Origin of the sequence: Roseburia amylophila (genome assembly GCF_025567465.1) — a bacterium.
In the GTDB taxonomy this organism is placed as follows: domain Bacteria; phylum Bacillota; class Clostridia; order Lachnospirales; family Lachnospiraceae; genus Roseburia_C; species Roseburia_C amylophila.
In genome coordinates, this window is sequence record NZ_JAOQKI010000007.1 from 114,247 (window position 1) to 139,808 (window position 25,562).

A 25,562-nucleotide genomic window follows, 5' to 3' on the forward strand; every position below is an offset into this window, starting at 1 on the left:
ATCCTTACTATTTCTTTTTATGAACGGTTCGAATCGTATGCTTCTTCTTCGTATTCTGACTGGAAGTTTTTCTTGAAAAATTTTCAGTATTTCTGGAACTTCCAGCTTTATATTTTGTCTGATTTTGATTCGGTGTCCGCTTCGTCTTTTTCTTACCCGAAAATACTTCTTCTTTGGCAAGCTTTCTTGGACGGATGAGGCAATGGGCATCAAAGCCGATTAAATCCGTCCGGTTCGTCCTAACTAACGCCTCATGCACCAAATCATAATTTTCCGGATTACGATACTGTATCAGTGCTCGTTGCATGGCTTTCTCATGCGGATTGGTTGCTACATATACCGGCTCCATGGTCCGCGGGTCTAAACCCGTATAGTACATACAGGTCGATATGGTGGATGGGGTCGGATAGAAATCCTGTACCTGCTGAGGCATATAACCTAAATCTCTTAAATACTCAGCCAAATCTACTGCCTCCTGCAGGGTCGAACCCGGATGGGAGGACATCAGATATGGTACCAGATACTGTTTTAATCCTAACCGTTCATTCATATCATGATACTTGCGGACAAATTCATTATAAACGGAAACCGGAGGTTTTCCCATTTTCTGTAATACCGGGTCTGAAATATGCTCCGGTGCCACCTTTAGCTGTCCGCTGACATGATATTTACAAAGTTCTTCCAGAAAATTATTTTTCGTATCACATAAAAGATAGTCAAAACGGATACCGGAACGGACAAATACTTTTTTCACGCCTTTGATATTCCGTAATTTACGAAGAAGACTGATATAATCACTATGGTCAGCAACAAGATTTTTACATGGTGTCGGGAACAGACATTGCCGGTTCTTGCAAACACCCTTTGTGAGCTGCTTCGTACATGCCGGTGCCCTGAAATTAGCAGTCGGACCACCTACATCATGGATATATCCTTTAAAATCCTTATCCTGTGTCATCTTCTTTGCTTCTGCAAGAATGGATTCATGACTTCTGGTCTGAATAATTCTGCCCTGATGAAAAGTTAAAGCACAAAAGCTGCAGCCACCAAAGCAGCCACGGTTACTGACCAGTGAAAATTTTACTTCTTCAATAGCCGGTACACCACCATCCTTTTCATAGATTGGATGATAGGTTCTCATATATGGCAGTGCGTAGATATCATCCATTTCCATCTGGGTCAATGGCTTTGCCGGAGGGTTCTGTACGACAAACATTTTCTCATCATAGGTTTCATAAATTCTTCTTGCCGTAAAAGGGTCTGTATTCTGATACTGCAGGTAAAAGCTCTTGGCATACGCTGTCTTGTCCTCTTTGATTTTATTAAAAGACGGCAATTCCAAAGCATCATAAATATCTTCTTTATTTCTGGTTTTAAAAACAGTTCCATCGATATAAGTAATATCCTTTACTGCAAGACCGGAAGCTAACGCATCTGCAATTTCAACAATGCTGTGCTCGCCCATTCCATAAGAAATCAAATCAGCACCGGAGTCCAAAAGAATGGAACGTTTTACCTTATTAGACCAGTAATCATAATGCCCCAGTCTTCTAAGGCTTGCTTCAATACCGCCGATAATGATTGGATTATGTTTATAGGTCTGACGGATCAGATTGCAGTAACTTACCACTGCATAATCCGGGCGTTTTCCCATAACACCACCCGGTGAAAATGCATCATGGGCACGTCTCTTTTTCGATACGGAATAATGGTTTACCATGGAATCCATATTACCTCCGGAAACCAAAAAACCAAGCCGTGGCTCTCCCAATATGGTTACGCTTTCCTTATCCCGGTAATCCGGCTGTGCAATGATACCCACGGTATAACCATGTGCCTGCAATATTCTGCTGATAATAGCATGTCCAAAGGAAGGATGGTCTACATATGCATCTCCGCATACATAGACGAAATCCAGCTGCTTTATCCCTGCTTCTTCCATGTCTTTTCTTGAAATTGGTAAAAAACCATTCTGCATCCTCTTATCCTTCCTTTAATGCCTGTAATTCTGACTTCGTCAATGCGCGATACGCTCCTGTTGCCAGAGTTTCATCCAGCTTTAAGCTTCCCATGGAAAGTCGTTTTAAATAAATGACCTTTTTTCCTGTTTTTTCAAACATCCGCTTAATCTGATGATATTTTCCTTCGGTAATAGTAACTTCAATTTCTGATTCTGAATCACTTTTTAAAATCACAAGTTCAGCAGGCTTTGTGAGGTTTTTCTCTCCGATATCAAGACCCTTCCGAAAAGCCGTAACATCTTCAGCAGTCACTTTTCCTTCTATTCTGGCATAATAAGTTTTTGCCACATGTTTCTTCGGAGATAAAAGCTCATGAGCCAACGCACCGTCATTGGTAATAAGGAGCAGCCCTTCCGTATCCTTATCCAGTCTGCCTACCGGAAACAAATCTTTTCTTACAGCATCTTCTATGAAAGAAACTACAGTTGGAAAATGCTTATCTTCCGTGGCACTGACACAGCCGGCAGGCTTATTTAGCATATAATATTCCCACTGGGAATAATTAACCTTTTCACCTTCGAGGTTAACAATATCATTTTCCGGTGAAATCTTATATTCCGGACGTTTGATGATTTCTCCATTTACGGTAACACGTCCCTTAGAAATATAGGTTTTCACCTGGCTTCTGCTTCCTTTACCCATTTCTGTTAAAAATTTATCTAATCTCAAATCTTTCATTCTGATACGTTCCTTTACTACTCTGATTTGGCAGACACCGCGATAACTCGAGAAGCTCGCAAAGCGTGTTTCTTATAATTCAAATCCTAATTTAAATCTTAATATTGATAATGTAATATTTTCTTCTCCTGATAGAGATATTGCAGGACGGAATAGGAATTTACACTAAACTCCTGTTTATTTTCATCATTTAAATAAATTCCAAAATGAAGATGCACATCAAAATTACCGGCGGTTCCTTCTGTCTTAGAATATCCGGTATCTCCCATAAATGCAATCAGCTCTCCGGCATGAATTTCATCCCCAACGGAAAGTCCCTCTGCATAATCCGACAGATGTGCATAGTAGAAATATGCTCCATGGGGACTCCGGATTCCGATACGATAACCCCCAAGTTCCAGCCAGCCCATCTGTTCTATGGTTCCGTCACTGACACTGATTACCGGGTAATTTCCCCGTTCATTGATATCTGCCATAATATCACAGCCTTCATGTCCTCTGTCTCCACCATAAGTGCGGCTCTGCATCCAGGTGTCTCCAAAAGTTACTTTTTTCTCTTCGTCCCAGATGGTATCCGGAACCGGAAAATAGACAATGTCAGACCAGATACTGTCTAAATAGGCTTCCTGCTTTTCAATTTCTTCTTTATGAAAATGCAGCAATCTTTTGTATACATCTTTCAGTTCGTTTTTTTCTGTTAAATCTGAAGCATAATATGCCAGAAGATAGCGGGTAAATGTCATATCGTCCTGAGCCTCACCATCTTCAGACTCATATTCCCTGAATTTTAACACCGTTTCCGGAGAGACTTCCTGATTCCGAAGTTTCTGAAAGAACTCCTGTTGTTCAAATGCTATATAAAAGGCTGCCCGCTTTTGAATCTGCTGTAACAGGCTGCAGTCTATGACCAACAGCAAAAAAAAGAGAATAATGACACAAATTTTCTTCTTCATAATAATCCGCATAAAAGTTATTTTATACAATATATTGAACTATGAAAAAAACTATTTCTCTTCTGATTCTTTTTTTGTGCTTAATATTATTATTTGTGCATCCCATGCTTACGGTATCAGCCGCAGCAAATGGCCTTATGCTCTGGTATCAGAATATTCTGCCTGCATTGCTTCCTTTTGCCATTCTATCCAATATTCTGATTTCATCCGGGGTTTTTTATCATATTTCAGGAATCCTCTATCCATTCATCCATCTCCTGATTCCCTGCAGCAGAAATGCCTGTTTTCCACTTCTGTCAGGTTTTCTATTTGGTTTTCCTATGGGAAGCCGTATCTGTGCCCAGATGTTAGAAGAAAATCAATTGTCGAGAGAAGAGGCTGTCATTCTCTTTGCCATCTGCAATAATATCAGTCCCATGTTCATTGCAAGCTATATTGTTCACGATACACTCCGGCAGGACGGTCTTTTATTACCGACACTTGGGATTCTCTATCTGCCGCCCCTGATTCTATGCCGCATTCTCTATGCTTTTCAGTGTAATAATCTAAGGCAAAAAGAAACGGCACCACGATTAAAATTAAACTTTTCAATCATCGATGCCGGTATCATGAACGGTTTTGAAATTCTTTGTAAACTCGGTGGATATATCATGCTCTTTTCTATTCTGTTAGAACAGATTACCTTTTATGTGCCACAAAAGCTCTTACAATTACCACTTTGTATTTCATTAGAAGTTACTAATGGAATCCGGCAGATTTCCGAAGAAGCTCTCTCTCCACAACTTGGTTATGCCTTAATTTTAAGTCTTACCTCTTTTGGCGGATTATGCGGCTTCGCCCAGACCTATTCCATGGTTGCAAGCCAGAAGCTTTCCATGAAATATTATCTGCTGGTCCGAATCAGTCTTGCATTCTGTGCTTTCCTTCTGGGGTACATGATATATCCGGCAGGATAAATATATATTACTCTTCCGGAATCTCATTTGCCGGTGCTTCCTGTGTGGCAGGCTCTGCTGCTGTTGTTTCCTGTTTTGCCTGTCCGGAAGAAGCATCTTCTTCCTCTGGAAGCAGTTCATTCCGGTTTGCCGTCACAACATCCAGACAACCCTGAAGGGTATGAATCAGATTATCATATCTTGCCTGTGAACCTTCAATGGCATGACTTAAAATTTCTTCAATATTCTTAAGACTGCTGTCCGTATACTGAATTGCACCCATACGGATATTATTGGCATCATTGGTTGCTTTATCAAGAATCTCCTGTGCCTGCTTGGTAGCAATCATAACAACCTCATTTGCCTGGGCATAAGCCTGTTGCATAATCTGGTGTTCACTGACAAGCTCGCTGGTCTGTACCTGTGCCTGAGCAATGATGGCATCTGCTTTTGCCTGGGCATCTGCCAGAATAGCTTCTTTGTTGCTGATAATCTTCTGATAACGCTTGATTTCTTCCGGCGTTTTCATTTTTAATTCCGTCAGAAGTTCTTCTAACTCATCCTTATTAACAACAATTTTTGTACTGGATAATGGCTGATATTTGCAATTATCAATATATTCTTCGATTTCTTCTATGATTTGTTCCATTCTGCTACTCATCGTCCACACTCCTTATTTTTTGATATTATATTTATCATAAATCCGCTCTATAAACTGTGGTGGGACAAAATGAGAAATATCGCCACCATAAGAAGCATATTCCTTTACAATTGTAGAGCTGAGATAGGAATATTTTACATTCGTTGTAAGAAATACCGTATCTATCTTTGGATTTACACGATGGTTCGACTGTGCAATCTGAAGTTCATATTCAAAGTCCGTTACCGCACGCAATCCTCTGACGATAATAGTTGCATCAATTTTTTCCATAAAGTCAACTAAAAGACCGTCAAAAGAAGCAACTGTTACATTCGGCATATCTTTTGTTATCTCTTTTAACATACTAACACGTTCATCTAAAGAAAACAACGAGTTTTTTGCACTGTTATTTAAAACTCCCACAACCAGCTCGTCCACTATTTTCGAAGCACGTTCAATCATGTCAACATGACCATTTGTGACCGGGTCAAAGCTGCCCGGATAGATTGCTTTTTTCATCATAGGTTATTCCTTTCTGGATATAAAGGCATGTAAATTTGTCTTATATTTTTTGCATTTATCAAGTGTAAAACCAAGCTCCTCAAGATACTCAAAACCAGTCTTTAGGGACGCTTCTACAATAATTACCGTATCTTCATCTACCAGGGTCGATTTAGAAAGCAGCATCAGCACATCCTTTTCCAGTTCCTGATTGTAAGGCGGATCCATGAAAATAATCTGGAATGTCCCTTTTCCTTCCAGACTCCGGATAGCTGCCATAACATCCATCTGCATTAAACGACACTGGTCATTAAATTGGGTAAAGTTAATATTATCCTGTATACATGCTGCTGCTTTTTTCCCACTTTCCACAAAAACAGCTTCTTTCGCTCCACGGCTGACAGCTTCCAATCCAATCTGTCCGCTTCCTGCAAACAAATCTAAGAACCGGCAGTCTGCAATCTCGTATTGCAGCATATTAAAAAGTGTTTCTTTAATACGGTCTGTTGTCGGTCTTGTGTCTATGCCTTCAATTGTTTTCAATGGAAGGCTTCTTCCTTTTCCGGCTATTATTCTCATTAAAATCCCTCTTTTATCAGTAAATCATCCAGTTCCTGCAATGCCGTCTCCACCGCATGCATACGCACTTCACTACGGTCTCCGGAAAATACATAACGCATAACTTTCACAAAATCATTTATTTTATAACCAATGTATACCAGTCCTACCGGGAACTTTTCACTTCCACCGCCGGGACCTGCAATACCGGTTACTGAGATTCCGACATTCGTACCTGCAACTTTTGTTACACCACGAACCATTTCTTCTGCTACTTCTTTACTTACTGCAGTGTGTTTCTGCAAGGTCTCTTCCGATACACCTAGTACTTTATGCTTTACCGCATCCGAGTAAGTGATATAAGATTCTTCCAGCACATCCGAAGCACCCGGCACATTAATCAAAGTTGCGGCTACAAGTCCTCCGGTACAGGATTCTGCGGCAGCAATGGATAAATGATTCTCCGCCAGCCGTTTTACAATTTTATCTTCCAGGTTTTCCTGTCTTTTTTCCATGGGAATCCTCTTTATTTCTGTTCTTTTAAAACAGCTCTGTTTTTCCAGAGATAATCAATTAGAGATACAACCGTTAATACCAGTGCAATATAAGTAAGTACGGTTCCTAATAACTGGAAGTAACAGTTATCAAAATTAAGAATCAATACAATGACCATAAGCATCTGGAATGTGGTCTTAAATTTGCCCCAGTAGCTGGCTGCAATTACAACGCCGTTATCAGCTGCTACCAGACGGAAACCACTGATGATAAACTCACGGCTGATAATTACGATTACAATCCAGGCTGCAAGCTGTCCGGTTTCAATCAGGCAGATCATTGCGGCACATACCAGCAGTTTATCCGCAAGCGGGTCCATAAATTTGCCGAAATCTGTCACAAGATTATACTTTCTTGCAATCTTCCCATCCAAAAGGTCTGTAAGACTTGCTACAATAAAGATTGCTACAGCAATATAATTTGCATAACCCGGACAAATCGGTGCCAACATAAACACTACAAAAAACGGAATCAAAATCACTCTGAAAATTGTTAATTTGTTTGGTAAATTCATGCTAATTCTCCTATCAAATCATATTCATAAGCTCCGGTTACTTTTACTTTGGCAAAGTCTCCGGTCATTAAGGTTTCCTCTGTATTTACAAAAATATATCCGTCAATAGATGGCGCATCACGGTAGGTTCTTCCTACATAAGCATTCTCATCTGCAACTTTTCCTTCGATAAAAGCATAAAGTTCACGGTCAACCATATCTTCATTTTTCTCAAAAATAATTTCTTCCTGAAGCTCCATGACTTCCTGTTGCCACAGCTTCTTCGTCTCTTCCGGAATCTGATTTTCCATCTCAGCTGCTTTCGTTCCTTCTTCCGGAGAATAGGTAAATGCGCCCAGACGGTCAAATTTCATTTCCTGTACGAATTCCAACAGTTCTTTATGCTGCTCTTCTGTCTCTCCCGGGAAGCCACAGATTAAAGTGGTCCGGAGCGTAATATCCGGAATTTCTTTCCGCAGATGATGAATAATACGAACCAGATCATCCTTATTGGTCTTTCTTCCCATTCTCTTTAATACATCTGAATTTGCATGCTGAATCGGAATATCCAGATAATGGCAGACTTTATCATTTCGTTTGATTGCTTCAATCAGTTCATCATCAATTTCTTCCGGATAACAGTAAAGAATACGAATCCAGTACAATCCCGGAATCTTGTTTAATTCATCTAAAAGCCGGTGCAGGGATTTTTTTCCATAGAGGTCAATTCCGTAAAGAGTGGTCTCCTGGGCTACCAGAATCAATTCCTTTACACCGCCCTCTACCAGTTCTCTGGCTGTTGCTACCAGTTCTTCTATCGGAATACTGCGGTAGTTACCTCTGATATATGGAATGATGCAGTAAGTACAGCGTTTGTTACAGCCTTCTGCAATTTTTAAATGGGCATAATGTCCACCGGTAGTAACACATCGTTTGGTATGCAAGGTCGGAAGTCCTTCCAGTGAATTTAAATTGGTATAATGTTTTCCTGCCATAACTTCTTTCACAGCAGAAACAATATTATCATAGGAATTGGTTCCAAGAATTGCATCTACTTCCGGTATTTCTTCCTCAATCTCACTCCGGTAACGCTGGGCAAGGCACCCGGTTACAATCAATGCCTTTGCATGTCCGGTTTTCTTATATTCTGCCATTTCAAGTATTGTGTTAATACTCTCTTCTTTGGCATCATTGATAAAACAACAGGTATTAATTACTATCACATCTGCCTGCGTTTCATCATCAATAATGGTATATCCGGCATCACGGATCATACCAAGCATATATTCTGAATCTACCAGGTTCTTATCACACCCCAGCGATACAAAGAAAATATTCATTCATTCCTCCGTAACAGGAAAGAGTCCTGTATATATTTTTCTCTTACATGACGAAAGGGTTACCAAACCATGTTGGCAACCCCGCTATGCTACTCGTTATCTTCTGAAACAGCATCTTCTCCCATGATTTTTACCTTTCCGGTATAAAGCTCTTCTACTGCGATAGAAAGCGGTTTCTTTCCTTTTGCATTTTCAACCAATGGTTCATCTCCACCGATAATCTGTCTTGCTCTCTTTGCAGTAGCAATTACAATAGAATATCTGCTGTTTACGACCGGTTCTTCTCCGATTTCAACGTCGTTATTTACGACCTTCATTAACTCAACATAAGATGGATGTATCATAATTTATTCTCCTTTCGAAAAGCACTTCAGCTCTTCTCTGATTTTATTGATGAAATTTATATTACGTGATGCACAATCATGCTCGTTCTCAATGATGCTATGGATATTCTCCACACATGCAGGGACGGTATCGTTCACCACAATGTAATCATACTGATTCATAAACTCTGCTTCCTGGGATGCTCTGCTTAATCTTGCATTGATGGTTGCCATATCTTCAGTTCCACGATTCACCAGGCGGTTCTTTAATTCATCCGCATCCGGTGGTGTTACAAAGATTAAGATGGTGTCCGGGAAACGTTTCTTTACGTCAAGTGCTCCCTGAATCTCTATCTCAAGAATTACATCTTTTCCAGCCTCTAACTGTTCATCTACATAGGCTTTTGGTGTACCATAATAATTTCCCACATAACAGGCATGCTCAATTAACGCATTGTCTGCTATCATCTGTTCAAATTCTTCTCTGGTACGAAAGAAATAATCAACACCATCCACTTCTCCGGGTCTCGGATTTCTCGTGGTAGCTGAAACAGATAATGCATACGTATCCTTGTACTCCGCCATCAGAGCTTTCATCACAGTGCCTTTGCCGGCACCGGAGAAACCGGATACTACGGTTAATATACCTTTTCTTTTCATTTACTATTCCTCACTCAGTTTATTTCCACTAATCTCGTTAAATCTGCCAGTCAGTGTATCCGGCTGTAACGCAGAAAGAACGATATATCCGGCGTTGGTAATAATCACCGCACGGGTACGTCTTCCCTGGGTTGCATCCACCACGCACTCTTCTTCTTTGGCTTTCTGAATCATGCGTTTGGCAGGTGCAGAATCCGGCTGAATCACAGCAACAATCTTATCTATATTTACTACATTTCCAAATCCAATATTCATAAGTGCTGCCATTTTTCACCATTCCATTCTTACTACAGGGTTTACGGAAATCATTTATTCAATATTCTGAATCTGTTCGCGGACTTTTTCAATATCCGTTTTCAGATTAATACCGGTATCCGAAATTGCAAGATCACTTGCCTTGGAAAGAATCGTATTTGCTTCCCGGTTCATCTCCTGGGCAATGAAGTCAAGCTTCCTTCCAACGGTTCCACCGCCTGTTAAGGCAGCTTTCATCGCTTCGATATGGCTCTTTAAGCGGACAGTCTCTTCATCCACACATATTTTATCAGCAAATATTGTAACCTCCGTTGCAATTCTTGCATCATCCATCTGCTTATCTTCTAAGATTTCTTTTACCTTGGTTTCTAATCGCTCACGGTATTCTTTCATAACGATTGGAGAACGATCCTCAATAAAATCCACATAACCAATCATTTCATCTAATTTATTCAGAAGGTCTGTTTTTAAATTCTCGCCTTCTTTTTCTCTGGTTTCAACAAATGCCTCACATGCATTACGCAATGTCTTCTCAAGAAGTGCCCAAAGTTCTTCTTCGTCATTATCCTGTTCTTCCATTATAAAAACATCCGGATAACGTGACAATGTGCTGACACGGATATCATTTTCCAGTTGGAAATGCTCTGCCATCTGCTGTAAATATTTTAAATATTCGCCAGCAAGTTCTTCGTTGTATTTCAGCGAGAAGTTGGCTTCGTTAAAATCTTCACAGGTAATGAAGATATCTACTTTTCCACGCTGTATGTATTCTTTGATTAAGTTACGCACGGCACTTTCAAAGAAACTTAATTTTTTAGGAAGCTTAACATTTACATCCAGATAGCGGTGATTTACTGATTTAATCTCTACCGTTATCTTACGGTTGTCTTCCTCTATCTCACACCTGCCGAAGCCGGTCATACTTTTAATCATAGCTGCCTCCTAATGCATAGATATATGTATTATAGTAGAATTTTCTTTATTAGTCAAATTCAAAATGCCGTATTTATTGAAATTTTAGAAAGATTTCTTTATAATAAAATCCTGTAAAAGAATCTATTCTTTCCAAAGGAGGTCATATTATATGGCACTAGACGGAATTACCGTAGCTGCACTTACTGCAGAATTAAATCAGACAATTTTAAATGGACGAATCAGCAAAATAGCCCAGCCTGAGGCGGACGAGCTGCTGCTTACCATAAAGGCACCATCCGACCAGTACCGGCTTTCTTTAAGTGCAAGTGCTTCCCTGCCTTATATCTATCTTACAGCACAGAATAAAGTCAGTCCCATGACTGCACCGAATTTCTGCATGGTATTACGAAAACATATTGCCAACGGCCGGATTATTGCCATCAGTCAGCCCGGATTAGAACGAATCATCCGGATTACGGTCGAGCATTTGGATGAAATGGGTGACCTGAAAAAGAAAAACCTGATTATAGAATTAATGGGGAAATACAGCAATATTATTTTCTGTGATGAAAACGAACGCATCATTGACAGCATCAAACGGGTTCCATCCCAGATGAGTTCCGTCCGTGAAGTTCTGCCGGGAAGAGAATATTTTATCCCGGAGACCCAGAACAAGCGGAATCCCCTTGACTGTTCCTATGAACAGTTCTGTGAAAAGGCGTCTTCTCTTCCACTGCCACTTGCCAAAGCACTTACTTCTGCTTTTACCGGAATCAGTGGACAGGTTGCAGCAGAAATCTGTTACCGTGCTTCTTTAGATGCAGATACACCGATTAACACCTTAGAAGAAGACGCACTGCTGCACCTTTATCATAATTTCAGCTGGCTGATGGAGGATGTCGAAAACGCCAACTTCAAGCCATGTATTCTTTATAAAGGAGAAGAACCGGCAGAATATGCTGCCATCTTACCAACCCGCTATGAACATACGGAAGGCTATCACATAGAACCGGCAGATTCTATTTCCGCCGTATTAGAACAATTTTATGCCAGCCGCAGCCTCTACACCCGTATGCGTCAGAAATCTGTGGATTTGCGTAAAATTGTATCCACTCACTTAGAGCGAAGCAGTAAAAAACTGGATTTACAGTTAAAACAGTTAAACGATACGGAAAAACGTGATAAATTTAAAGTATACGGCGAATTATTAAATACCTACGGCTATCAGGTTACCGAAGGAGCCAAATCAGTAGAGGTGCCAAATTACTATACCGGTGAAATGCTTACCATTCCTCTGGACGAAACACTTTCTCCACTGGACAATGCAAAAAAATATTTTGCCCGGTACAATAAATTAAAGCGTACCTTTGAAGCATTAAATACCCAGACCGAAGAAACCAGGACAGAAATGGCACACTTACAGACCATTCAGGCTTCGCTTGCCATTGCAGAATCCGAAGATGACCTTGCCCAGATCCGGGACGAGCTGGAAACCTATGGCTATATCCGCAGGAAAATGAACGGTAAGAAAAAACAGAAATTCAAAAGTAAACCATTCCATTATCGTTCCAGTGATGGCTTTGATATTTATGTTGGAAAAAATAATTTCCAGAATGACGAACTTACTTTCAAGGTTGCCAATGGAAATGACTGGTGGTTCCACGCCAAAGGAATGCCCGGCTCCCATGTTATTGTAAAAACCGAAGGCAGGGAGCTGCCGGATCGAACTTTCGAAGAGGCCGGCAGACTGGCAGGCTACTATTCTTCCGGCCGTGATAACGAAAAAATTGAAATCGATTATTTACAGCGTAAAAATGTAAAGAAACCAAACGGTGCTGTTGCCGGTTATGTCATTTACTATACGAATTATTCCCTGACAATTCACCCGGACATTTCCGGCATCGAAAAAATTTCAGAATAATTTAGTCACACATTTTTACTTCTTCCATATTATGAAGTGTAAGATAAATTTTGGAGGATTTGAAAATGAGTGATTTAGCTGCTACTGGCTGCGGATGTGGATGTAACGAAGGAAATAACTGCTGTTCTTTAATCTGGATTATCCTGTTGCTCTCCTGCTGTGGCAACAATGGATTTGGAGGATGTGGCAATGGATGTGGCAACGACAGCTGTATCTGGATTATTTTACTGTTGCTCTTCTGTGGTGGCTGTGGTGACAGCTTCGGATTTAACAACAACGGTTGTGGATGCTAATTCATCTGCAAAGCGGGGCCTCTCAACGAGGTCCCTTTTTCACTTTACAGGAAATTGCTTTCCTGTAAAGTAAAAAATGCTCCGCGAGGATGCGCACTGCGGCGTATAAGGTAGATGTCGCAAGCGACCGCCGCAGGCGCAAGAATGTGTCAAGACACATTCTTTGTTCTGTCATATCTTTGACCGCTTTTTTCCGGTGCGGTCAGTTTCTTCTTTTCCGCTTCCTTTTTTTTCATACACTCTTCATCTATTTCATATACTTCATTTCCGTCAATGATTAATTTTCCCATGCTGGCATCAAATCCTTTCCGGTTTCTATAAAAAAGTTCTACATTTTATTATATGCGTTAAAGTTATATTTTCCGCTGTTCTATCATAATTTAAAAGAAAAAGGATTATTTTATGGATTCTGAGTATAAACCAACCTTCTTTGACTCGCAGTTACAAAACCACCAGTTACAGATTATGAAAACCATGATTCCATATCTTTCCGCCAGTCAGCAGCGTCCCTTTGCGCTTCTCATCAAATATATGGAACTACAAAAAACAGCCCAGCTTTTTTCCAATGACGCCCTTACGATTCAGGAAGTCAGCAGTCATTCTCCACAGGAGCGGATGTTTCAGATGCTTACCGATATCAGCGAACAGTGCACACCCGGCGAGAAAGAAAATATTGAAAACTTTTTAAATATGTATCAGATGCTGTCTGCTTATGATACCCTGTTTTCCTGATTTCATCACTTTATCATTTGTTATTTTATGGTTCCCTGTCAACTTGTTAAGAACGGAGGATTTTATGAATTTAGACTTTTTAAAAGGCAATCCTGCCTTAAATGATATTTCACCGGAAAAGCTGCAGTTTCTTATGGATTTTGCTTCTAATAACACCGATGCAAAGGATGCCAAATCCATGGCTTCCACGGTCATGAACGCCGCCAATAATGCCAAACAGAACGGCATGACATTTTCGAATACTGAAACAACTTTATTAATTGAATTATTAAAGCAGAATATGTCCGAAGCAGAACGTGTAAAAGCGGATAAAATGCTGCAGATGATGCAGATGTTACAGAAAAGGAAAAAATAGTCTCTTATAACACAAGCGAGGATATGCAAAATGCACATCCTCGTTTGCGAAATATTTATTATGATTTTATCATTGCTTATTTCATTACAATATTAATGATTTTACCCGGTACATAAATCTCTTTGATTACGTTGCCGGTAAGCTTATCTGCAATTGCAGCTTTTCCTGCAGCAAGTGCATCCTCTTTGGAAGCATCTTTTGCAATGCTGACAACACCCTTTGTCTTGCCGTTAATCTGTACTGCAATTTCAACTTCATCATCTTCCATTGCATCTTTATCATACTCCGGCCATCTTTCTGCAAATACGGAAGTATCATGACCAAGCTCGCTCCACAGTTCTTCTGCAATATGTGGTGCAAATGGAGCAAGAAGAAGCACATAAGTTTCAAGTGTCTTCTTATCTACGCCGCCCTTCTTGGAAATGTCGATCAGTTTGTTGTTGTATTCCATGAATCCTGAAATTACAGTATTTAAGCTGAAGCTTTCCAGTCTCTGGGTGATATCATATACCAGTTTATGACGAATCTTAACCAGTTCTTTGGTCTCAGCAACATCTGCATCCTTCTGGCTCATTACAAGATTCCAGAATCTGGTGATGAAACGGTATACACCATCGATTCCACGATCATCCCACTCAGAATCCAATTCCGGTGGTCCAACAAACAGCTCATATAATCTTAAAGAATCACAGCCGTAGTCACGAACCAGATCATCCGGTGAGACGACATTTCCTTTAGATTTACTCATCTTGATACCATTCTTACCGGTAATCATACCCTGATTAAACAGTTTGGTAAATGGCTCATCAAAGTCAATTACTCCGATATCATATAAGAATTTGGTATAGAAACGGGAATACAGAAGATGCAGTACTGCATGCTCTACTCCACCGATATACATATCAACCGGAAGATATTTATCTGCTTTCTCGCGGCTTACTAATTCATCTTTGTTCTTGTTATCTACATAACGTAAGAAATACCAGGATGAACCTGCCCACTGTGGCATGGTATTGGTCTCACGTTTTGCAGGCTTACCACAGCAAGGACATGTGGTATTTACCCACTCCGTAATATCTGCCAACGGTGATTCTCCGGTACCTGTCGGCTGATAAGATTCAACCTCCGGTAACAGTAATGGAAGCTCTTCTTCCGGAACCGGAACTGCTCCACAATCCGGACAATGTACGATTGGAATTGGCTCGCCCCAGTAACGCTGGCGGGAGAATACCCAGTCTCTTAATTTATAGTTGGTTGTCTTCTTACCAAAGCCCATCTTTTCAATCATTTCCGGAGCTTCTTTCTTAAGAACGGACGACTCCATTCCATTCCAGTCACCAGAATTAATCATAATACCTTTTGCTTCGGTATAAGCTTCGGTCATATTTTCAATTTCCTTACCATCTTTGGCAATAACCTGGATGATTGGAATATTGAATTTCTTTGCAAATTCAAAGTCACGGTCATCATGTGCAGGAACACACATAATTGCTCCGGTACCATAATCAGCTAACACATAATCAGAAAGCCAGATTGGAACCTTTGCACCATTCAGCGGATTGATTGCATAAGAACCGGTAAATACACCAGTCTTTTCTTTATCCTGCAAACGATCTACAGAAGATTTCAGGGATGACTGATAGATATAATCCTCTACTGCAGCTCTTGTCTCGTCAGTTGCAAGCTCTTTTGCCAAAGCATGCTCCGGTGCAAGTACCATGAAGGTTGCTCCGTGAAGAGTATCCGGTCTTGTGGTATAAACAGTAATCTCTTTATCGCTTCCATCCACCTTAAAGTTGACTTCCGCTCCATTACTCTTGCCAATCCAGTCAGTCTGCATTTTCTTAACCTTTTCCGGCCAGTCAAGCTTATCAAGGTCTGCAAGAAGGCGGTCAGCATATTTGGTAATCTTAAGCATCCACTGCTTTAAGTTCTTCTTGGTAACATCAGCACCACAACGCTCACATTTACCATTTACAACTTCTTCATTGGCAAGACCAGTCTTACAGGATGGACACCAGTTAATTGGCATCTCTTTCTCATAAGCAAGTCCAGCTTTAAACATTTTTACAAAAATCCACTGTGTCCATTTGTAGAATTCAGGATCGGTAGTATTTACTTCCATATCCCAGTCATAGATTGCAGCAATTTCCTGAATCTGACGCTTGATATTCCTGATATTTTCAGCGGTAGATTTTTCCGGATGAACACCCATCTTAATTGCGTAGTTCTCTGCCGGAAGACCAAATGCATCCCATCCCATCGGGTGAATGACATAATATCCATGCATAAGCTTATAGCGGCTCCATACATCAGATATTACATAGCCTCTCCAGTGACCTACATGGAGTCCGTTTCCGGATGGGTATGGAAACATATCCAGACAATAGTATTTCGGCTTCTTGCCATCATTTACGTTAATTGGCTTATCTTCCCAGACTTTACGCCATTTCTGCTCTACCGCTCTATGATTATACGGTACTGTTGTTTGTGACATCTTCAATTCCTCCTAATTTAAACAGCTTTCGTCCATAAAATAAGGACATGCTGATAGAATGCCTTTTTAGAGACTTATACTCATAAAATTCTATCACATGCCCTCAATTTGTCAAGGAAAAATGGTATTTGTATCAATTGTAAGAATCCGGTCTATCGGACAAATGCTCTTCCCTTTTCCGTCTGTGCCTTCAAAATATTTCGAGCTTGCCGATTCAAACAGCACATAGATATTGCCGTCTGCATAATTAATTTCTTCGGAACATGGTGGCATTTCCACCTTAAGTTCCGGTGTCCGCGGCTTTGTATCCATTACATCTACATTCTGGTAAATCTTTAAATAGGATGAATTACTTCTTCCATAGGATGTGCTTAAATACACTCTGTCCTGTTCATCAAAAGCAATTCCCTGCACCTTTTCCGGTATCTGGTAGCGCTGCTGTTCCATCAGTTCTCCATCCTGATATTTATAAGAAATCATAATGGATTTGAATAAGGCATTGTGTGTTGCTACCCAGAGAATTCCATCATGCCAGGTAATGCAGGATGGCATATTCGCTACACGGTATTCTTCAAACATTCCGGTGGCATCCACAAAAATCTTCGGTTTGGACTCTGCAATCTTTTTTATATAATTGTAACTAAGCCGCTCCAAAGACCTCGTATCCGAATGGCAGATCCAGACATTTCTTCCATCGCAGGTAAGTCCTCCAAGATGGCTGTTCTTTTTCATGCCAAGAGTAACCATATATTCTCCGGTCTCTTTGTCAAAGATATAAAGGGCTCCAAGGCTTTCCGAATCATCCGTATTATATGCTGTAATCATATAATAATCTTCGGTAATACAGATACCCTGCGGACACTGGTTGTCCGTGGATGTCATATTCTGTGCATAATCCTGTTCCCTGGTGGATGGCATTCCCGGAATATTTACATCATAGGCAAAGCTGAATCCACAATCCTTTAACATCCGGTCATTTCCGCTCATCTGTGATGCCGTGGAATATGGATACATTTCCACGCTGTAAGAAGAATCAATCTTCTTGGTCCATTTTGCGTATAAAGATACGTCTCCGAAATTATCAATGTTTATCTCTGTAATCTTATTCTGATAACTGCTTTCGGTATACCAGCCAGCGAAATTATATCCCGGTTTTTCCGGTATATCAAGGGTTAGAGGAAGTTCTTCTATAATATAGTTATAAGTCAAATCAGAAGAAGGGATTCCACCATTTAAGTAATAGGTGATATCATAATCTTCCTTTAATACATTGGCATCTTCCGGCTCCATGCTGTAATAAAGAGAGGTAGTGATTGGCAGAGAACGAAGTGCTTTTGCTTCTGAAAACTGCGAATTATCGAAAAACAGCGCAATAATCAAAACAATTGCAAAAAAAGTTCTTTTCTTTCCCATGTCACCACCACCTCTCTTTCGTCATCCGTTTTTCTTAACAGATATTTTTTCTCATTACACTTATCTCACTACACTATTTATCTTCTTCTGAAGCAAGCTTGGATGCCCGCTCTTCCATCTGTACCCTTGCGACTTCCTCCGGTGCCTGTTCGTATCTGGCAAACTGGTAGGAGAAATCTCCGCTTCCCTGTGTCATGGAACGAAGTCTTGTGCCATAACCATATAATTCAATATAAGGAATATCCGCTAAAATCTCGGTGGTTCCTTTGTTATCCGGTGTCATGCCAAGAACTCTTGCCCGCTTCTTATTTAAATCTCCCATTACATCTCCGGTATAAACGTCTGGTAATGTAATCTTAAGGCTGGCAATCGGTTCTAAAAGCACCGGCTTTGCTTCTAAGATTCCTTTCTTTAAGGCTTCTCTTGCAGCAACCTTAAATGCCATTTCCGAAGAATCTACTGCATGATAGGAACCGTCATAAAGCACTGCCTTGATACCAAGTACCGGATATGCCGCCAAAGGTCCTTTCTGCACGCCCTCCTGAAGCCCTTTTTCTACTGCAGGGAAGAAATTCTTCGGAACCGCTCCGCCAACCACTTCCTGCGAGAACTCATAGGCTTCCTCAAGATTTCCCGATGGTGAAAAACGCATCTTTACATGTCCATACTGGCCATGTCCACCAGACTGTTTCTTATATTTATATTCCACATCTGAGGTTCCTCGGATGGTTTCACGGAATGCAACCTTCGGACGGCTCAGTTCAATCTCTACTTTATACTTATTCTTTAAGGTTTCTACCAGAACCTCCAACTGCTGTTCCCCGATACCATAAATCAGTGTCTGGTGATTAGCACTGTCATTTACTGTCTTAATAGTTAAGTCTTCCTGCATGATTTTCTGCAATGCCTGGGAAATTTTATCTTCATCACCTTTATTCTTTGCTTTATATCTCATGCCGGTATACGGCTCTGAAATACTTGTCCGGATAAAGAGTATCGGATTGGCTCTTGTAGACAGGGAATCGGTTGTCATAGCTCCGGAAAGCTTTGCTAATGCTCCGATATCTCCGGCATGAAGCTCCGGTACTTCCTGTGGTTTGCTGCCGCACATTACATAGAGCTTTCCAATCCTGCCTTCTGTATCCCGATGATGATTAAAAAGTAAATCATCGGTTTTTAACACACCGGAATTTACTTTTATCAGAGAATATTTTCCAATAAACGGGTCTACAATTGTTTTAAAAATATATGCTGATTTTGGCTTTGAGAAATCATAATCTGCGGAATATACTTCATTGCTCTTGGCATTAATTCCGGTACAGGAACGTTTATCCGGGCTTGGGAAGTATTTTATAATGTCATCTAACAAGGTATACATACCCTGTGCAAGAATGCTGGAACCCATGGAAACCGGAACCATGCTGGCATCCGCCACATTAACGCGAAGTGCCTGACGTATTTCGTTTTCTGAGAATTCATCACCATTAAAATACCGCTCCATAAATTCTTCACTGGTTTCTGCTACCGCTTCCATCAGGGCATCGGTACAGATTCCAAGGTTATTCTGGCTGTATTCCGGAATCTCACATTCTACTACTTCACCCTTATCATTCCATCTCTGGGCACTCTTACGAACCACATTGATATAGCCTACAAATTTCTCGTTTTCACGAATCGGCAGATGGAATGGAGCAATCCGCTTGCCATATAACTGCTGTAAATCTTCTACTACCTGCCGGAAGCTTGCATTATCAATATCCATCTCCGTAACAAATATCATTCTCGGAAGATTGTATTTCTCGCAGATGTCCCAGGCTTTCTTCGTACCAACTTCAATTCCGTTCTTGCCGGATACCACGATAATTGCTGCATCTGCGACACTGACTGCTTCTTCCACTTCACCGACAAAGTCAAAATATCCCGGAGTATCTAAGAAATTAATCTTGGTATTATCCCAGATAACCGGAACAACCGAAGTATGGATGGAAAACTGTCTTTTGATTTCTTCTTTATCAAAATCACTGATAGTATTTCCATCAGAAATCTTTCCCATACGGGTTGTCATGCCGGATAAATATGCCATTGCTTCCACCAGACTGGTCTTTCCCGCTCCACCATGTCCTAAAAGCACGACGTTTCTGATTCTGTCCGTTGTAAATACTTCCATATATCATTCCTCCTGTACTATAGATTTATGTATATATTTTACTAAATCCAGTTATTTTCTTCAACTATATTATGTATTATACACAACATTTATGAATGAATTGTAAATGTGCAGTAAACATTTTGCACTATTTTTAATCATTTTATTGTGAAATTTTATATTTTCGCGCGTTAAACTTTAACGCTTTAAAGTATTGACATTATATTCTGATTCCGTTATAGTATACATGCACCACCGGAGAGATACGGTTGCATTCCGTTTCTTCTCATATTATAATGGTCCGGTCAGGTGACATTTTTTAAGTGAGGATTATAAATTATGATTATTGTTATGAAACCATCCGCTCTTCCACAGGATGTAGATAAAATTGTAGATGCAGTGGAAAAAGAAGGCTTAAAAACACATCTTTCCCATGGGGAAGAAGTTACAATCATCGGAGTGGTCGGTGATAAAACCAAATTAGATATTCAGCGCATTGAAGCCAGCCCTGAAGTAGAAAAGGTAGTTCCGATTACCGAAAGCTACAAGCTAGCCAATAAGAAGTTCCACCCACAGCCAACCAGTTTCAAGGTTAAGGATACCGTAATCGGTCCTGATACCATGACAATTATGGCAGGTCCCTGTGCCGTTGAAACAGAAGAACAGCTTCTTTGCATTGCCCGTGCAGTCAAGAAGGCAGGAGCAACCATTCTTCGTGGTGGTGCTTACAAACCTCGTACTTCCCCATACTCTTTCCAGGGTCTTGAGGAAGAAGGTTTAAAATATATGAAGACCGCTTCTGATGAAACAGGTCTTGCAACCATTTGTGAAGTAACCAGTGCACATGCCGTAGAATCTGCTGTAAAATATGTCAGCATGCTTCAGGTCGGTGCCAGAAATATGCAGAACTTCGAATTATTAAAAGAAGTTGGCCGTGCCGGTCTTCCTGTCTTATTAAAGAGAGGTCTGTCTGCTACGATTGATGAATGGTTGAATGCAGCAGAATATATTATCTCTTCCGGAAGTCCAAACGTTGCTTTATGTGAACGTGGTATCCGTACTTTCGAGACTTCCACCAGAAATACCTTAGACTTAAGTGCAGTATGTGTCTTAAAGGAACGTACCCATCTTCCGGTCATCGTTGACCCAAGCCATGCAACCGGTGTCCGCTCTTTCGTTGAGCCGCTTGCTAAAGCCGGTATTGCCTGCGGTGCCGATGGTCTGATGATTGAAGTACATAATGACCCTGCACATGCACTTTCCGATGGTCCGCAGTCTCTGAACTTCGAACAGTTCGATTCTGTTATGGAACATATCAAACCATATATTTCCTTAAGCGGAAGGAGCTTAATGTAACATGGACTTTAAGAAAATCGGTTTTATTGGTCTTGGTCTTATCGGCGGTTCGATGGCTAAGACCATAAAACGCATTTACCCGGGAACAGAACTGATTGCCACATCCGGTCATCTTTCTACCATAACTGCAGCTTTTGAGGACCATACTATTTCCAATGATACGCTGCTTGCAATGAAAGATTTCTCCGACTGTGATATTATCTTTCTCTGCTGTCCGGTACAGAAAAATATTGAATACATAAAAGAATTAAAGCCCTTTTTGAAAAAGGGCTGTATTCTTTCTGATGTAGGAAGTGTCAAAGGGGATATTCATGAAAGTATTACAGCCCTTGAGTTAGAATCCTTTTTTATTGGCGGACATCCTATGGCAGGTTCTGAAAAGACCGGCTATCAGGCTGCAACCGCCTATTTATTGGAAAATGCTTATTATATTTTAACCCCGACTGCAAAAACTGATACCACAGTGCTTCATGCGTTCCGGGATTATATTGCATCCTTAGGCTCAGTTCCTATGATTATGGATGCGAAAACCCATGACCATGCAACCGCTTCTATCAGTCATCTGCCGCATATTATTGCAGCAAGTCTTGTGAATCTGATTCGTGAAACCGATGATGAAAATGAGACGATGAAGACGATTGCAGCAGGCGGATTTAAAGATATTACAAGAATTGCATCCTCTTCTCCTGTAATGTGGCAGCATATCTGTGCCTCTAACCGGGAGCAGATTTTAACACTCATTGACCGCTATACGGAAGAGTTAAATACCATGCGTAGTCTGGTTGCTGAAAGAAAAGAAAAGGAAATCTATGATTTCTTCTCTCATGCCAAGGATTACCGGGATTCTATCACCATTACTTCTTCCGGTCCATTGCGTAAAGTCTTTGAATGTTATTGTGATCTGATTGATGAAGCCGGTGGAATTGCAACCATTGCTACGATTCTTGCCAGCAACAATATCAGTATTAAAAATATTGGAATTATCCATAACCGTGAATTTGAAAACGGTGTACTTCGTATTGAATTATATGAAGAAGAAGCACTTAACTGTGCCATTGCACTGCTTCGCAAATATCATTATACAGTTTATGAACGATAATATTTAGATAAAATATTGACAATATTTCAGAATACATCCAGAAAGGATTTTATTATGCAGATCAAAAAAGCCCATGCCTTACATGGAGAAATAAATATTCCGGGAGACAAATCCATTTCCCATCGTGCAATTATGTTTGGTTCGCTTTCCAACGGCACAACCGAAATCACCAATTTTTTAGAGGGTGCCGACTGTCTTTCTACGATTTCCTGCTTTCAGGAAATGGGCATTAAAATTGAGCAGAAAAAAAACTGTGTACTTGTCCATGGAAAAGGATTACACGGTCTAAAGGAGCCACAGCATATCTTAGACGCGGGGAACAGTGGAACTACTACCCGGCTGATTTCTGGTATCTTAGCCGGTAATCCATTTGTCAGCCAGTTAGATGGGGATAATTCCCTTCGCACCCGTCCCATGAAGCGTATCATGGAACCGCTTCGTCTCATGCAGGCAGATATCGAAAGTTTAAAGGATAACAACTGTGTTCCTTTAAAAATAACCGGACATGAATTACATGCCATTGATTATACTTCCAAGGTTGCATCTGCCCAGGTAAAATCCTGTATACTTTTAGCCGGCTTATATGCAGACGGAATTACCAGCGTAACGGAACCGGTACTCTCCCGCAACCACACAGAACTAATGCTTCGCTCGTTCGGCGCTAAAGTCACCTCCGAAGGAACAACTGCATCCATTGCACCGGATCCTGTTTTAAACGGACAGAAAGTGGAAGTTCCTGGAGATATTTCTTCGGCAGCCTATTTTATTGCGGCAGCGTTACTTACTCCTGGTTCCGAAGTCTTAATCCGCAATGTTGGAGTCAATCCCACAAGAGACGGCATCTTAAAAGTTGCCAAAGCAATGGGCGGCTCCATCGAACGGCTGAATCCAAGAACTGCATCCGGTGAGCCGGTCTGCGACCTTCTGGTAAAAGGCAGTTCACTTCATGGTACCGTGGTGGAAGGGGAACTCATCCCAACTTTAATCGATGAAATCCCTGTGATTGCTGTTATGGCAGCCTTTGCAGAAGGAATCACCATTATCCGGGATGCTGCAGAACTTAAGGTAAAGGAAACCGACCGTATTCTTACGGTAACAGAAAACTTAAAGTTATTAGGCTGTGATGTTACCCCAACGGATGATGGCATGATTATTCACGGCGGAAAGACCTTACACTCCGCAGCCATTGATGCAGGACTTGATCACCGGATTGCTATGAGCTTTGCCATTGCTGCGTTAAATATTGATGGCGGTATCGAATTAGAGCATTCCGAAATTGCAGAGGTTTCTTACCCTGATTTCTACAAAGATTTAGAAAAATTATCTATGTAAATCATATGTCAGATTATAAATCCACTTAAAAAAGCACCAAATCTGCTACAGGCAGTTTTGAAAACATCAAACCGCTTTCAGCCCTTTATTTTCAAGGGTTAAAAGCGGTTTTCATCAACACATTTTATTCTGTAACTCAGTTTTTCTTTTAGACATCATTGAAAATCTGATAAATATCAATTTTTAATGCATCGGTATCTGACATTCCAACAAATACACAGCCATATTTATAGGTTCCGTCCCCCTTCGGGTCACATCTGACAATCTCAAGTACCGCATCAATGACCTCTTTCGTCCAGATCTGAATCTTGGTATCATAGTAGGTTCCAACTTTCAAATTCTGGTCAGAAACAAATCCGATTCCGGAACGTGAAATATCAGTAACTACCACATGAATAAATTTTAAAGTAGTAATATCATCCTGATCCAGACGTTCCAGCTGAACAGATACATCTAAATCCAATCGTTTATGTTTTCTTCTCTCGTCCATAGTCCTCTCCTTCTATCAAGATTAAAGCTAATAAAATTATTTTATCCTATATTTCGAATTCTGACAATAAGAAATTATTTTATCAGCATAGCATCCCCAAAACTAAAGAAACGGTATTTTTCTTCTACTGCTTTCTTATAGGCAGCCAGAATATGTTCCCTGCCTGCAAGAGCAGACACCAACATCACAAGGGTAGACTGTGGCAGGTGGAAATTCGTAATCAGAGCATCTATAACCTTAAACTTATAGCCCGGATAAATAAAGATATCCGTCCATCCGCTCTTTTCCCGTAAAGTGCCATCTTCTTCTGCTGCAGACTCTAAAGTTCTTGTACTGGTGGTTCCCACGGCAACTACCCGGTGGCCATTTGCTTTGGCACGATTGATTTTATCGGCTTCCGACTGTTCGATCCGGTAGAATTCCGAATGCATATGGTGCTCTTCGATGGTATCTACTTTTACCGGACGGAAAGTGCCAAGTCCCACATGAAGGGTAACTTCTGCTATATCTATGCCCATATCACGAATCTGCTGTAATAATTCCGGTGTAAAATGAAGTCCCGCTGTTGGGGCAGCGGCAGAACCATCATATTTGGCATATACTGTCTGATAACGGTTCTTATCCTTTAACTGATGGGTAATATAAGGCGGCAATGGCATCTGACCAAGCTGGTCTAAAATCTCTTCAAAGATTCCATCATAGTGAAACTGAATCAGCCGGTTACCATCTTCTACGACCTCTAAGACTTCTCCGGTCAAAAGTCCCTCTCCAAAAGAAATCTTAACACCAGGCTTACATTTCTTTCCCGGTTTTACCAGTGTTTCCCAGATATCATTTTCTTTTCTCTTTAAAAGAAGAATCTCTATTTTGGCTTCCGTTCCCTCTTTGACTCCAAACAGTCTTGCCGGAATTACCTTGGTATTATTTAACACAAGACAGTCTCCCGGCTGCAGATAATCTACTACATCACGGAATATTTTATGTTCAATGTCTCCTGTTTTCTTATCTAAGACCATGAGTCTGGAACTGGAACGATCCTCCAGAGGATCCTGCGCAATCAGTTCCTCCGGTAAATCGTAATCAAAATCTTTTACATCCATG

Annotated in this window: 27 protein-coding genes; 8 read left to right on the plus strand and 19 right to left on the minus strand. The window is 40.7% G+C overall.

Going from position 1 to position 25,562, the window contains the following annotated elements:
• Window positions 1-7: 7 nt before the first annotated feature.
• The 3 genes from OCV43_RS06125 to OCV43_RS06135 all read right to left on the minus strand — a co-directional run bounded on the left by OCV43_RS06125 (window position 8) and on the right by OCV43_RS06135 (window position 3,652).
• A complete protein-coding gene (locus OCV43_RS06125; RefSeq protein ID WP_262623645.1) occupies window positions 8-1,978 on the minus strand; it encodes a YgiQ family radical SAM protein in 1,971 nt (656 codons plus the stop codon).
• Between the two features lie 4 nt (window positions 1,979-1,982).
• Window positions 1,983-2,699 (minus strand): pseudouridine synthase, encoded by a 717-nt coding sequence (locus tag OCV43_RS06130; protein ID WP_262623646.1) that lies wholly within the window; start codon window positions 2,697-2,699, stop codon window positions 1,983-1,985.
• Between the two features lie 98 nt (window positions 2,700-2,797).
• A complete protein-coding gene (locus OCV43_RS06135) occupies window positions 2,798-3,652 on the minus strand; it encodes a M23 family metallopeptidase (RefSeq protein WP_262623647.1) in 855 nt (284 codons plus the stop codon).
• 137 nt (window positions 3,653-3,789) lie between these two features.
• On the opposite strand from OCV43_RS06135, the gene OCV43_RS06140 reads away from it, so the two are divergent.
• Window positions 3,790-4,608, plus strand: coding sequence for a nucleoside recognition domain-containing protein (locus OCV43_RS06140; protein ID WP_262623648.1), 819 nt, complete (start codon window positions 3,790-3,792; stop codon window positions 4,606-4,608).
• Between the two features lie 7 nt (window positions 4,609-4,615).
• Here the strand turns inward: OCV43_RS06140 and OCV43_RS06145 are convergent, their stop codons facing one another.
• The 10 genes from OCV43_RS06145 to OCV43_RS06190 form a co-directional block, all read right to left on the minus strand.
• Window positions 4,616-5,248, minus strand: a complete 633-nt coding sequence (locus OCV43_RS06145) for a hypothetical protein (protein WP_022243855.1) — start codon at window positions 5,246-5,248, stop codon at window positions 4,616-4,618.
• A gap of 12 nt (window positions 5,249-5,260) precedes the next feature.
• Window positions 5,261-5,746, minus strand: a complete 486-nt coding sequence (gene coaD / locus OCV43_RS06150) for a pantetheine-phosphate adenylyltransferase (RefSeq protein WP_022243856.1) — start codon at window positions 5,744-5,746, stop codon at window positions 5,261-5,263.
• Window positions 5,747-5,752: 6 nt separating this feature from the next.
• Window positions 5,753-6,307 (minus strand): 16S rRNA (guanine(966)-N(2))-methyltransferase RsmD, encoded by a 555-nt coding sequence (gene rsmD, locus OCV43_RS06155; protein ID WP_022243857.1) that lies wholly within the window; start codon window positions 6,305-6,307, stop codon window positions 5,753-5,755.
• A complete protein-coding gene (locus OCV43_RS06160; RefSeq protein ID WP_022243858.1) occupies window positions 6,307-6,801 on the minus strand; it encodes a CinA family protein in 495 nt (164 codons plus the stop codon). The genes rsmD and OCV43_RS06160 overlap by 1 nt, the downstream gene beginning before the upstream one ends.
• 11 nt (window positions 6,802-6,812) lie before the next feature.
• Window positions 6,813-7,355, minus strand: a complete 543-nt coding sequence (gene pgsA, locus OCV43_RS06165) for a CDP-diacylglycerol--glycerol-3-phosphate 3-phosphatidyltransferase (protein ID WP_022243859.1) — start codon at window positions 7,353-7,355, stop codon at window positions 6,813-6,815.
• Entirely contained in the window at window positions 7,352-8,674 is a 1,323-nt protein-coding gene (rimO, locus tag OCV43_RS06170) for a 30S ribosomal protein S12 methylthiotransferase RimO (RefSeq protein WP_227709549.1), read from the minus strand. The genes pgsA and rimO overlap by 4 nt, the downstream gene beginning before the upstream one ends.
• A gap of 89 nt (window positions 8,675-8,763) precedes the next feature.
• Complete coding sequence (rpoZ, locus tag OCV43_RS06175) at window positions 8,764-9,018, minus strand: DNA-directed RNA polymerase subunit omega (RefSeq protein WP_022243861.1); 255 nt, start codon at window positions 9,016-9,018, stop codon at window positions 8,764-8,766.
• Between the two features lie 3 nt (window positions 9,019-9,021).
• Window positions 9,022-9,657 carry a guanylate kinase gene (gene gmk / locus OCV43_RS06180; RefSeq protein WP_022243862.1) on the minus strand — a complete coding sequence of 212 codons (636 nt, stop codon included), beginning with the start codon at window positions 9,655-9,657 and terminating at the stop codon, window positions 9,022-9,024.
• A gap of 3 nt (window positions 9,658-9,660) precedes the next feature.
• A complete protein-coding gene (locus tag OCV43_RS06185; RefSeq protein ID WP_022243863.1) occupies window positions 9,661-9,924 on the minus strand; it encodes a DUF370 domain-containing protein in 264 nt (87 codons plus the stop codon).
• Window positions 9,925-9,966: 42 nt separating this feature from the next.
• The gene (locus OCV43_RS06190) at window positions 9,967-10,845 is read right to left on the minus strand and encodes a YicC/YloC family endoribonuclease (protein WP_022243864.1); all 879 of its coding nucleotides are present in this window, start codon (window positions 10,843-10,845) and stop codon (window positions 9,967-9,969) included.
• Between the two features lie 151 nt (window positions 10,846-10,996).
• Between OCV43_RS06190 and OCV43_RS06195 the strand changes: the two genes are divergently transcribed.
• Both OCV43_RS06195 and OCV43_RS06200 read left to right on the plus strand, forming a co-directional pair.
• Window positions 10,997-12,748 (plus strand): Rqc2 family fibronectin-binding protein, encoded by a 1,752-nt coding sequence (locus OCV43_RS06195; RefSeq protein ID WP_262623649.1) that lies wholly within the window; start codon window positions 10,997-10,999, stop codon window positions 12,746-12,748.
• A gap of 65 nt (window positions 12,749-12,813) precedes the next feature.
• Window positions 12,814-13,041, plus strand: a complete 228-nt coding sequence (locus tag OCV43_RS06200; RefSeq protein ID WP_022243866.1) for a hypothetical protein — start codon at window positions 12,814-12,816, stop codon at window positions 13,039-13,041.
• Window positions 13,042-13,190: 149 nt separating this feature from the next.
• Here the strand turns inward: OCV43_RS06200 and OCV43_RS06205 are convergent, their stop codons facing one another.
• Entirely contained in the window at window positions 13,191-13,331 is a 141-nt protein-coding gene (locus OCV43_RS06205) for a hypothetical protein (protein ID WP_262623650.1), read from the minus strand.
• Window positions 13,332-13,443: 112 nt separating this feature from the next.
• Between OCV43_RS06205 and OCV43_RS06210 the strand changes: the two genes are divergently transcribed.
• Together OCV43_RS06210 and OCV43_RS06215 are read left to right on the plus strand one after the other, a co-directional pair.
• The gene (locus OCV43_RS06210) at window positions 13,444-13,773 is read left to right on the plus strand and encodes a hypothetical protein (protein WP_022243868.1); all 330 of its coding nucleotides are present in this window, start codon (window positions 13,444-13,446) and stop codon (window positions 13,771-13,773) included.
• 64 nt (window positions 13,774-13,837) lie between these two features.
• A complete protein-coding gene (locus OCV43_RS06215; RefSeq protein ID WP_262623651.1) occupies window positions 13,838-14,128 on the plus strand; it encodes a hypothetical protein in 291 nt (96 codons plus the stop codon).
• 76 nt (window positions 14,129-14,204) lie between these two features.
• On the opposite strand, the gene leuS is transcribed toward OCV43_RS06215, so the two are convergent.
• The 3 genes from leuS to OCV43_RS06230 all read right to left on the minus strand — a co-directional run bounded on the left by leuS (window position 14,205) and on the right by OCV43_RS06230 (window position 20,205).
• Complete coding sequence (gene leuS / locus OCV43_RS06220; protein WP_022243870.1) at window positions 14,205-16,625, minus strand: leucine--tRNA ligase; 2,421 nt, start codon at window positions 16,623-16,625, stop codon at window positions 14,205-14,207.
• 111 nt (window positions 16,626-16,736) lie between these two features.
• On the minus strand, window positions 16,737-18,038 hold the full coding sequence (locus OCV43_RS06225) for an InlB B-repeat-containing protein (protein ID WP_262623652.1): 1,302 nt from the start codon (window positions 18,036-18,038) through the stop codon (window positions 16,737-16,739).
• Window positions 18,039-18,111: 73 nt separating this feature from the next.
• On the minus strand, window positions 18,112-20,205 hold the full coding sequence (locus tag OCV43_RS06230) for an elongation factor G (RefSeq protein ID WP_022243872.1): 2,094 nt from the start codon (window positions 20,203-20,205) through the stop codon (window positions 18,112-18,114).
• A gap of 318 nt (window positions 20,206-20,523) precedes the next feature.
• Between OCV43_RS06230 and aroF the strand changes: the two genes are divergently transcribed.
• Genes aroF through aroA form a run of 3 tightly spaced genes read left to right on the plus strand, consistent with a single transcriptional unit; the run spans window position 20,524 to window position 23,971 of the window.
• Entirely contained in the window at window positions 20,524-21,540 is a 1,017-nt protein-coding gene (gene aroF, locus OCV43_RS06235; RefSeq protein ID WP_022243873.1) for a 3-deoxy-7-phosphoheptulonate synthase, read from the plus strand.
• 1 nt (window position 21,541) lies between these two features.
• Window positions 21,542-22,639 (plus strand): prephenate dehydrogenase, encoded by a 1,098-nt coding sequence (locus OCV43_RS06240; protein WP_262623653.1) that lies wholly within the window; start codon window positions 21,542-21,544, stop codon window positions 22,637-22,639.
• 54 nt (window positions 22,640-22,693) lie between these two features.
• Complete coding sequence (aroA, locus tag OCV43_RS06245; protein ID WP_262623654.1) at window positions 22,694-23,971, plus strand: 3-phosphoshikimate 1-carboxyvinyltransferase; 1,278 nt, start codon at window positions 22,694-22,696, stop codon at window positions 23,969-23,971.
• Between the two features lie 148 nt (window positions 23,972-24,119).
• On the opposite strand, the gene OCV43_RS06250 is transcribed toward aroA, so the two are convergent.
• Together OCV43_RS06250 and queA are read right to left on the minus strand one after the other, a co-directional pair.
• Window positions 24,120-24,461, minus strand: coding sequence for a PilZ domain-containing protein (locus tag OCV43_RS06250; RefSeq protein ID WP_022243876.1), 342 nt, complete (start codon window positions 24,459-24,461; stop codon window positions 24,120-24,122).
• Between the two features lie 74 nt (window positions 24,462-24,535).
• Window positions 24,536-25,561, minus strand: coding sequence for a tRNA preQ1(34) S-adenosylmethionine ribosyltransferase-isomerase QueA (gene queA, locus OCV43_RS06255; RefSeq protein ID WP_262623655.1), 1,026 nt, complete (start codon window positions 25,559-25,561; stop codon window positions 24,536-24,538).
• Between the last annotated feature and the right edge of the window lies 1 nt (window position 25,562).

Bases quoted from the DNA above. Each gene is read 5' to 3' on its own strand.
- OCV43_RS06125 (WP_262623645.1), bottom strand. From the start codon at position 1,978: ATGCAGAATGGTTTTTTACCAATTTCAAGAAAAGACATGGAAGAAGCA.
- OCV43_RS06130 (WP_262623646.1), bottom strand. From the start codon at position 2,699: ATGAAAGATTTGAGATTAGATAAATTTTTAACAGAAATGGGTAAAGGA.
- OCV43_RS06135 (WP_262623647.1), bottom strand. From the start codon at position 3,652: ATGAAGAAGAAAATTTGTGTCATTATTCTCTTTTTTTTGCTGTTGGTC.
- OCV43_RS06140 (WP_262623648.1), top strand. From the start codon at position 3,790: ATGCTCTGGTATCAGAATATTCTGCCTGCATTGCTTCCTTTTGCCATT.
- OCV43_RS06145 (WP_022243855.1), bottom strand. From the start codon at position 5,248: ATGAGTAGCAGAATGGAACAAATCATAGAAGAAATCGAAGAATATATT.
- coaD (WP_022243856.1), bottom strand. From the start codon at position 5,746: ATGAAAAAAGCAATCTATCCGGGCAGCTTTGACCCGGTCACAAATGGT.
- rsmD (WP_022243857.1), bottom strand. From the start codon at position 6,307: ATGAGAATAATAGCCGGAAAAGGAAGAAGCCTTCCATTGAAAACAATT.
- OCV43_RS06160 (WP_022243858.1), bottom strand. From the start codon at position 6,801: ATGGAAAAAAGACAGGAAAACCTGGAAGATAAAATTGTAAAACGGCTG.
- pgsA (WP_022243859.1), bottom strand. From the start codon at position 7,355: ATGAATTTACCAAACAAATTAACAATTTTCAGAGTGATTTTGATTCCG.
- rimO (WP_227709549.1), bottom strand. From the start codon at position 8,674: ATGAATATTTTCTTTGTATCGCTGGGGTGTGATAAGAACCTGGTAGAT.
- rpoZ (WP_022243861.1), bottom strand. From the start codon at position 9,018: ATGATACATCCATCTTATGTTGAGTTAATGAAGGTCGTAAATAACGAC.
- gmk (WP_022243862.1), bottom strand. From the start codon at position 9,657: ATGAAAAGAAAAGGTATATTAACCGTAGTATCCGGTTTCTCCGGTGCC.
- OCV43_RS06185 (WP_022243863.1), bottom strand. From the start codon at position 9,924: ATGGCAGCACTTATGAATATTGGATTTGGAAATGTAGTAAATATAGAT.
- OCV43_RS06190 (WP_022243864.1), bottom strand. From the start codon at position 10,845: ATGATTAAAAGTATGACCGGCTTCGGCAGGTGTGAGATAGAGGAAGAC.
- OCV43_RS06195 (WP_262623649.1), top strand. From the start codon at position 10,997: ATGGCACTAGACGGAATTACCGTAGCTGCACTTACTGCAGAATTAAAT.
- OCV43_RS06200 (WP_022243866.1), top strand. From the start codon at position 12,814: ATGAGTGATTTAGCTGCTACTGGCTGCGGATGTGGATGTAACGAAGGA.
- OCV43_RS06205 (WP_262623650.1), bottom strand. From the start codon at position 13,331: ATGGGAAAATTAATCATTGACGGAAATGAAGTATATGAAATAGATGAA.
- OCV43_RS06210 (WP_022243868.1), top strand. From the start codon at position 13,444: ATGGATTCTGAGTATAAACCAACCTTCTTTGACTCGCAGTTACAAAAC.
- OCV43_RS06215 (WP_262623651.1), top strand. From the start codon at position 13,838: ATGAATTTAGACTTTTTAAAAGGCAATCCTGCCTTAAATGATATTTCA.
- leuS (WP_022243870.1), bottom strand. From the start codon at position 16,625: ATGTCACAAACAACAGTACCGTATAATCATAGAGCGGTAGAGCAGAAA.
- OCV43_RS06225 (WP_262623652.1), bottom strand. From the start codon at position 18,038: ATGGGAAAGAAAAGAACTTTTTTTGCAATTGTTTTGATTATTGCGCTG.
- OCV43_RS06230 (WP_022243872.1), bottom strand. From the start codon at position 20,205: ATGGAAGTATTTACAACGGACAGAATCAGAAACGTCGTGCTTTTAGGA.
- aroF (WP_022243873.1), top strand. From the start codon at position 20,524: ATGATTATTGTTATGAAACCATCCGCTCTTCCACAGGATGTAGATAAA.
- OCV43_RS06240 (WP_262623653.1), top strand. From the start codon at position 21,542: ATGGACTTTAAGAAAATCGGTTTTATTGGTCTTGGTCTTATCGGCGGT.
- aroA (WP_262623654.1), top strand. From the start codon at position 22,694: ATGCAGATCAAAAAAGCCCATGCCTTACATGGAGAAATAAATATTCCG.
- OCV43_RS06250 (WP_022243876.1), bottom strand. From the start codon at position 24,461: ATGGACGAGAGAAGAAAACATAAACGATTGGATTTAGATGTATCTGTT.
- queA (WP_262623655.1), bottom strand. From the start codon at position 25,561: ATGGATGTAAAAGATTTTGATTACGATTTACCGGAGGAACTGATTGCG.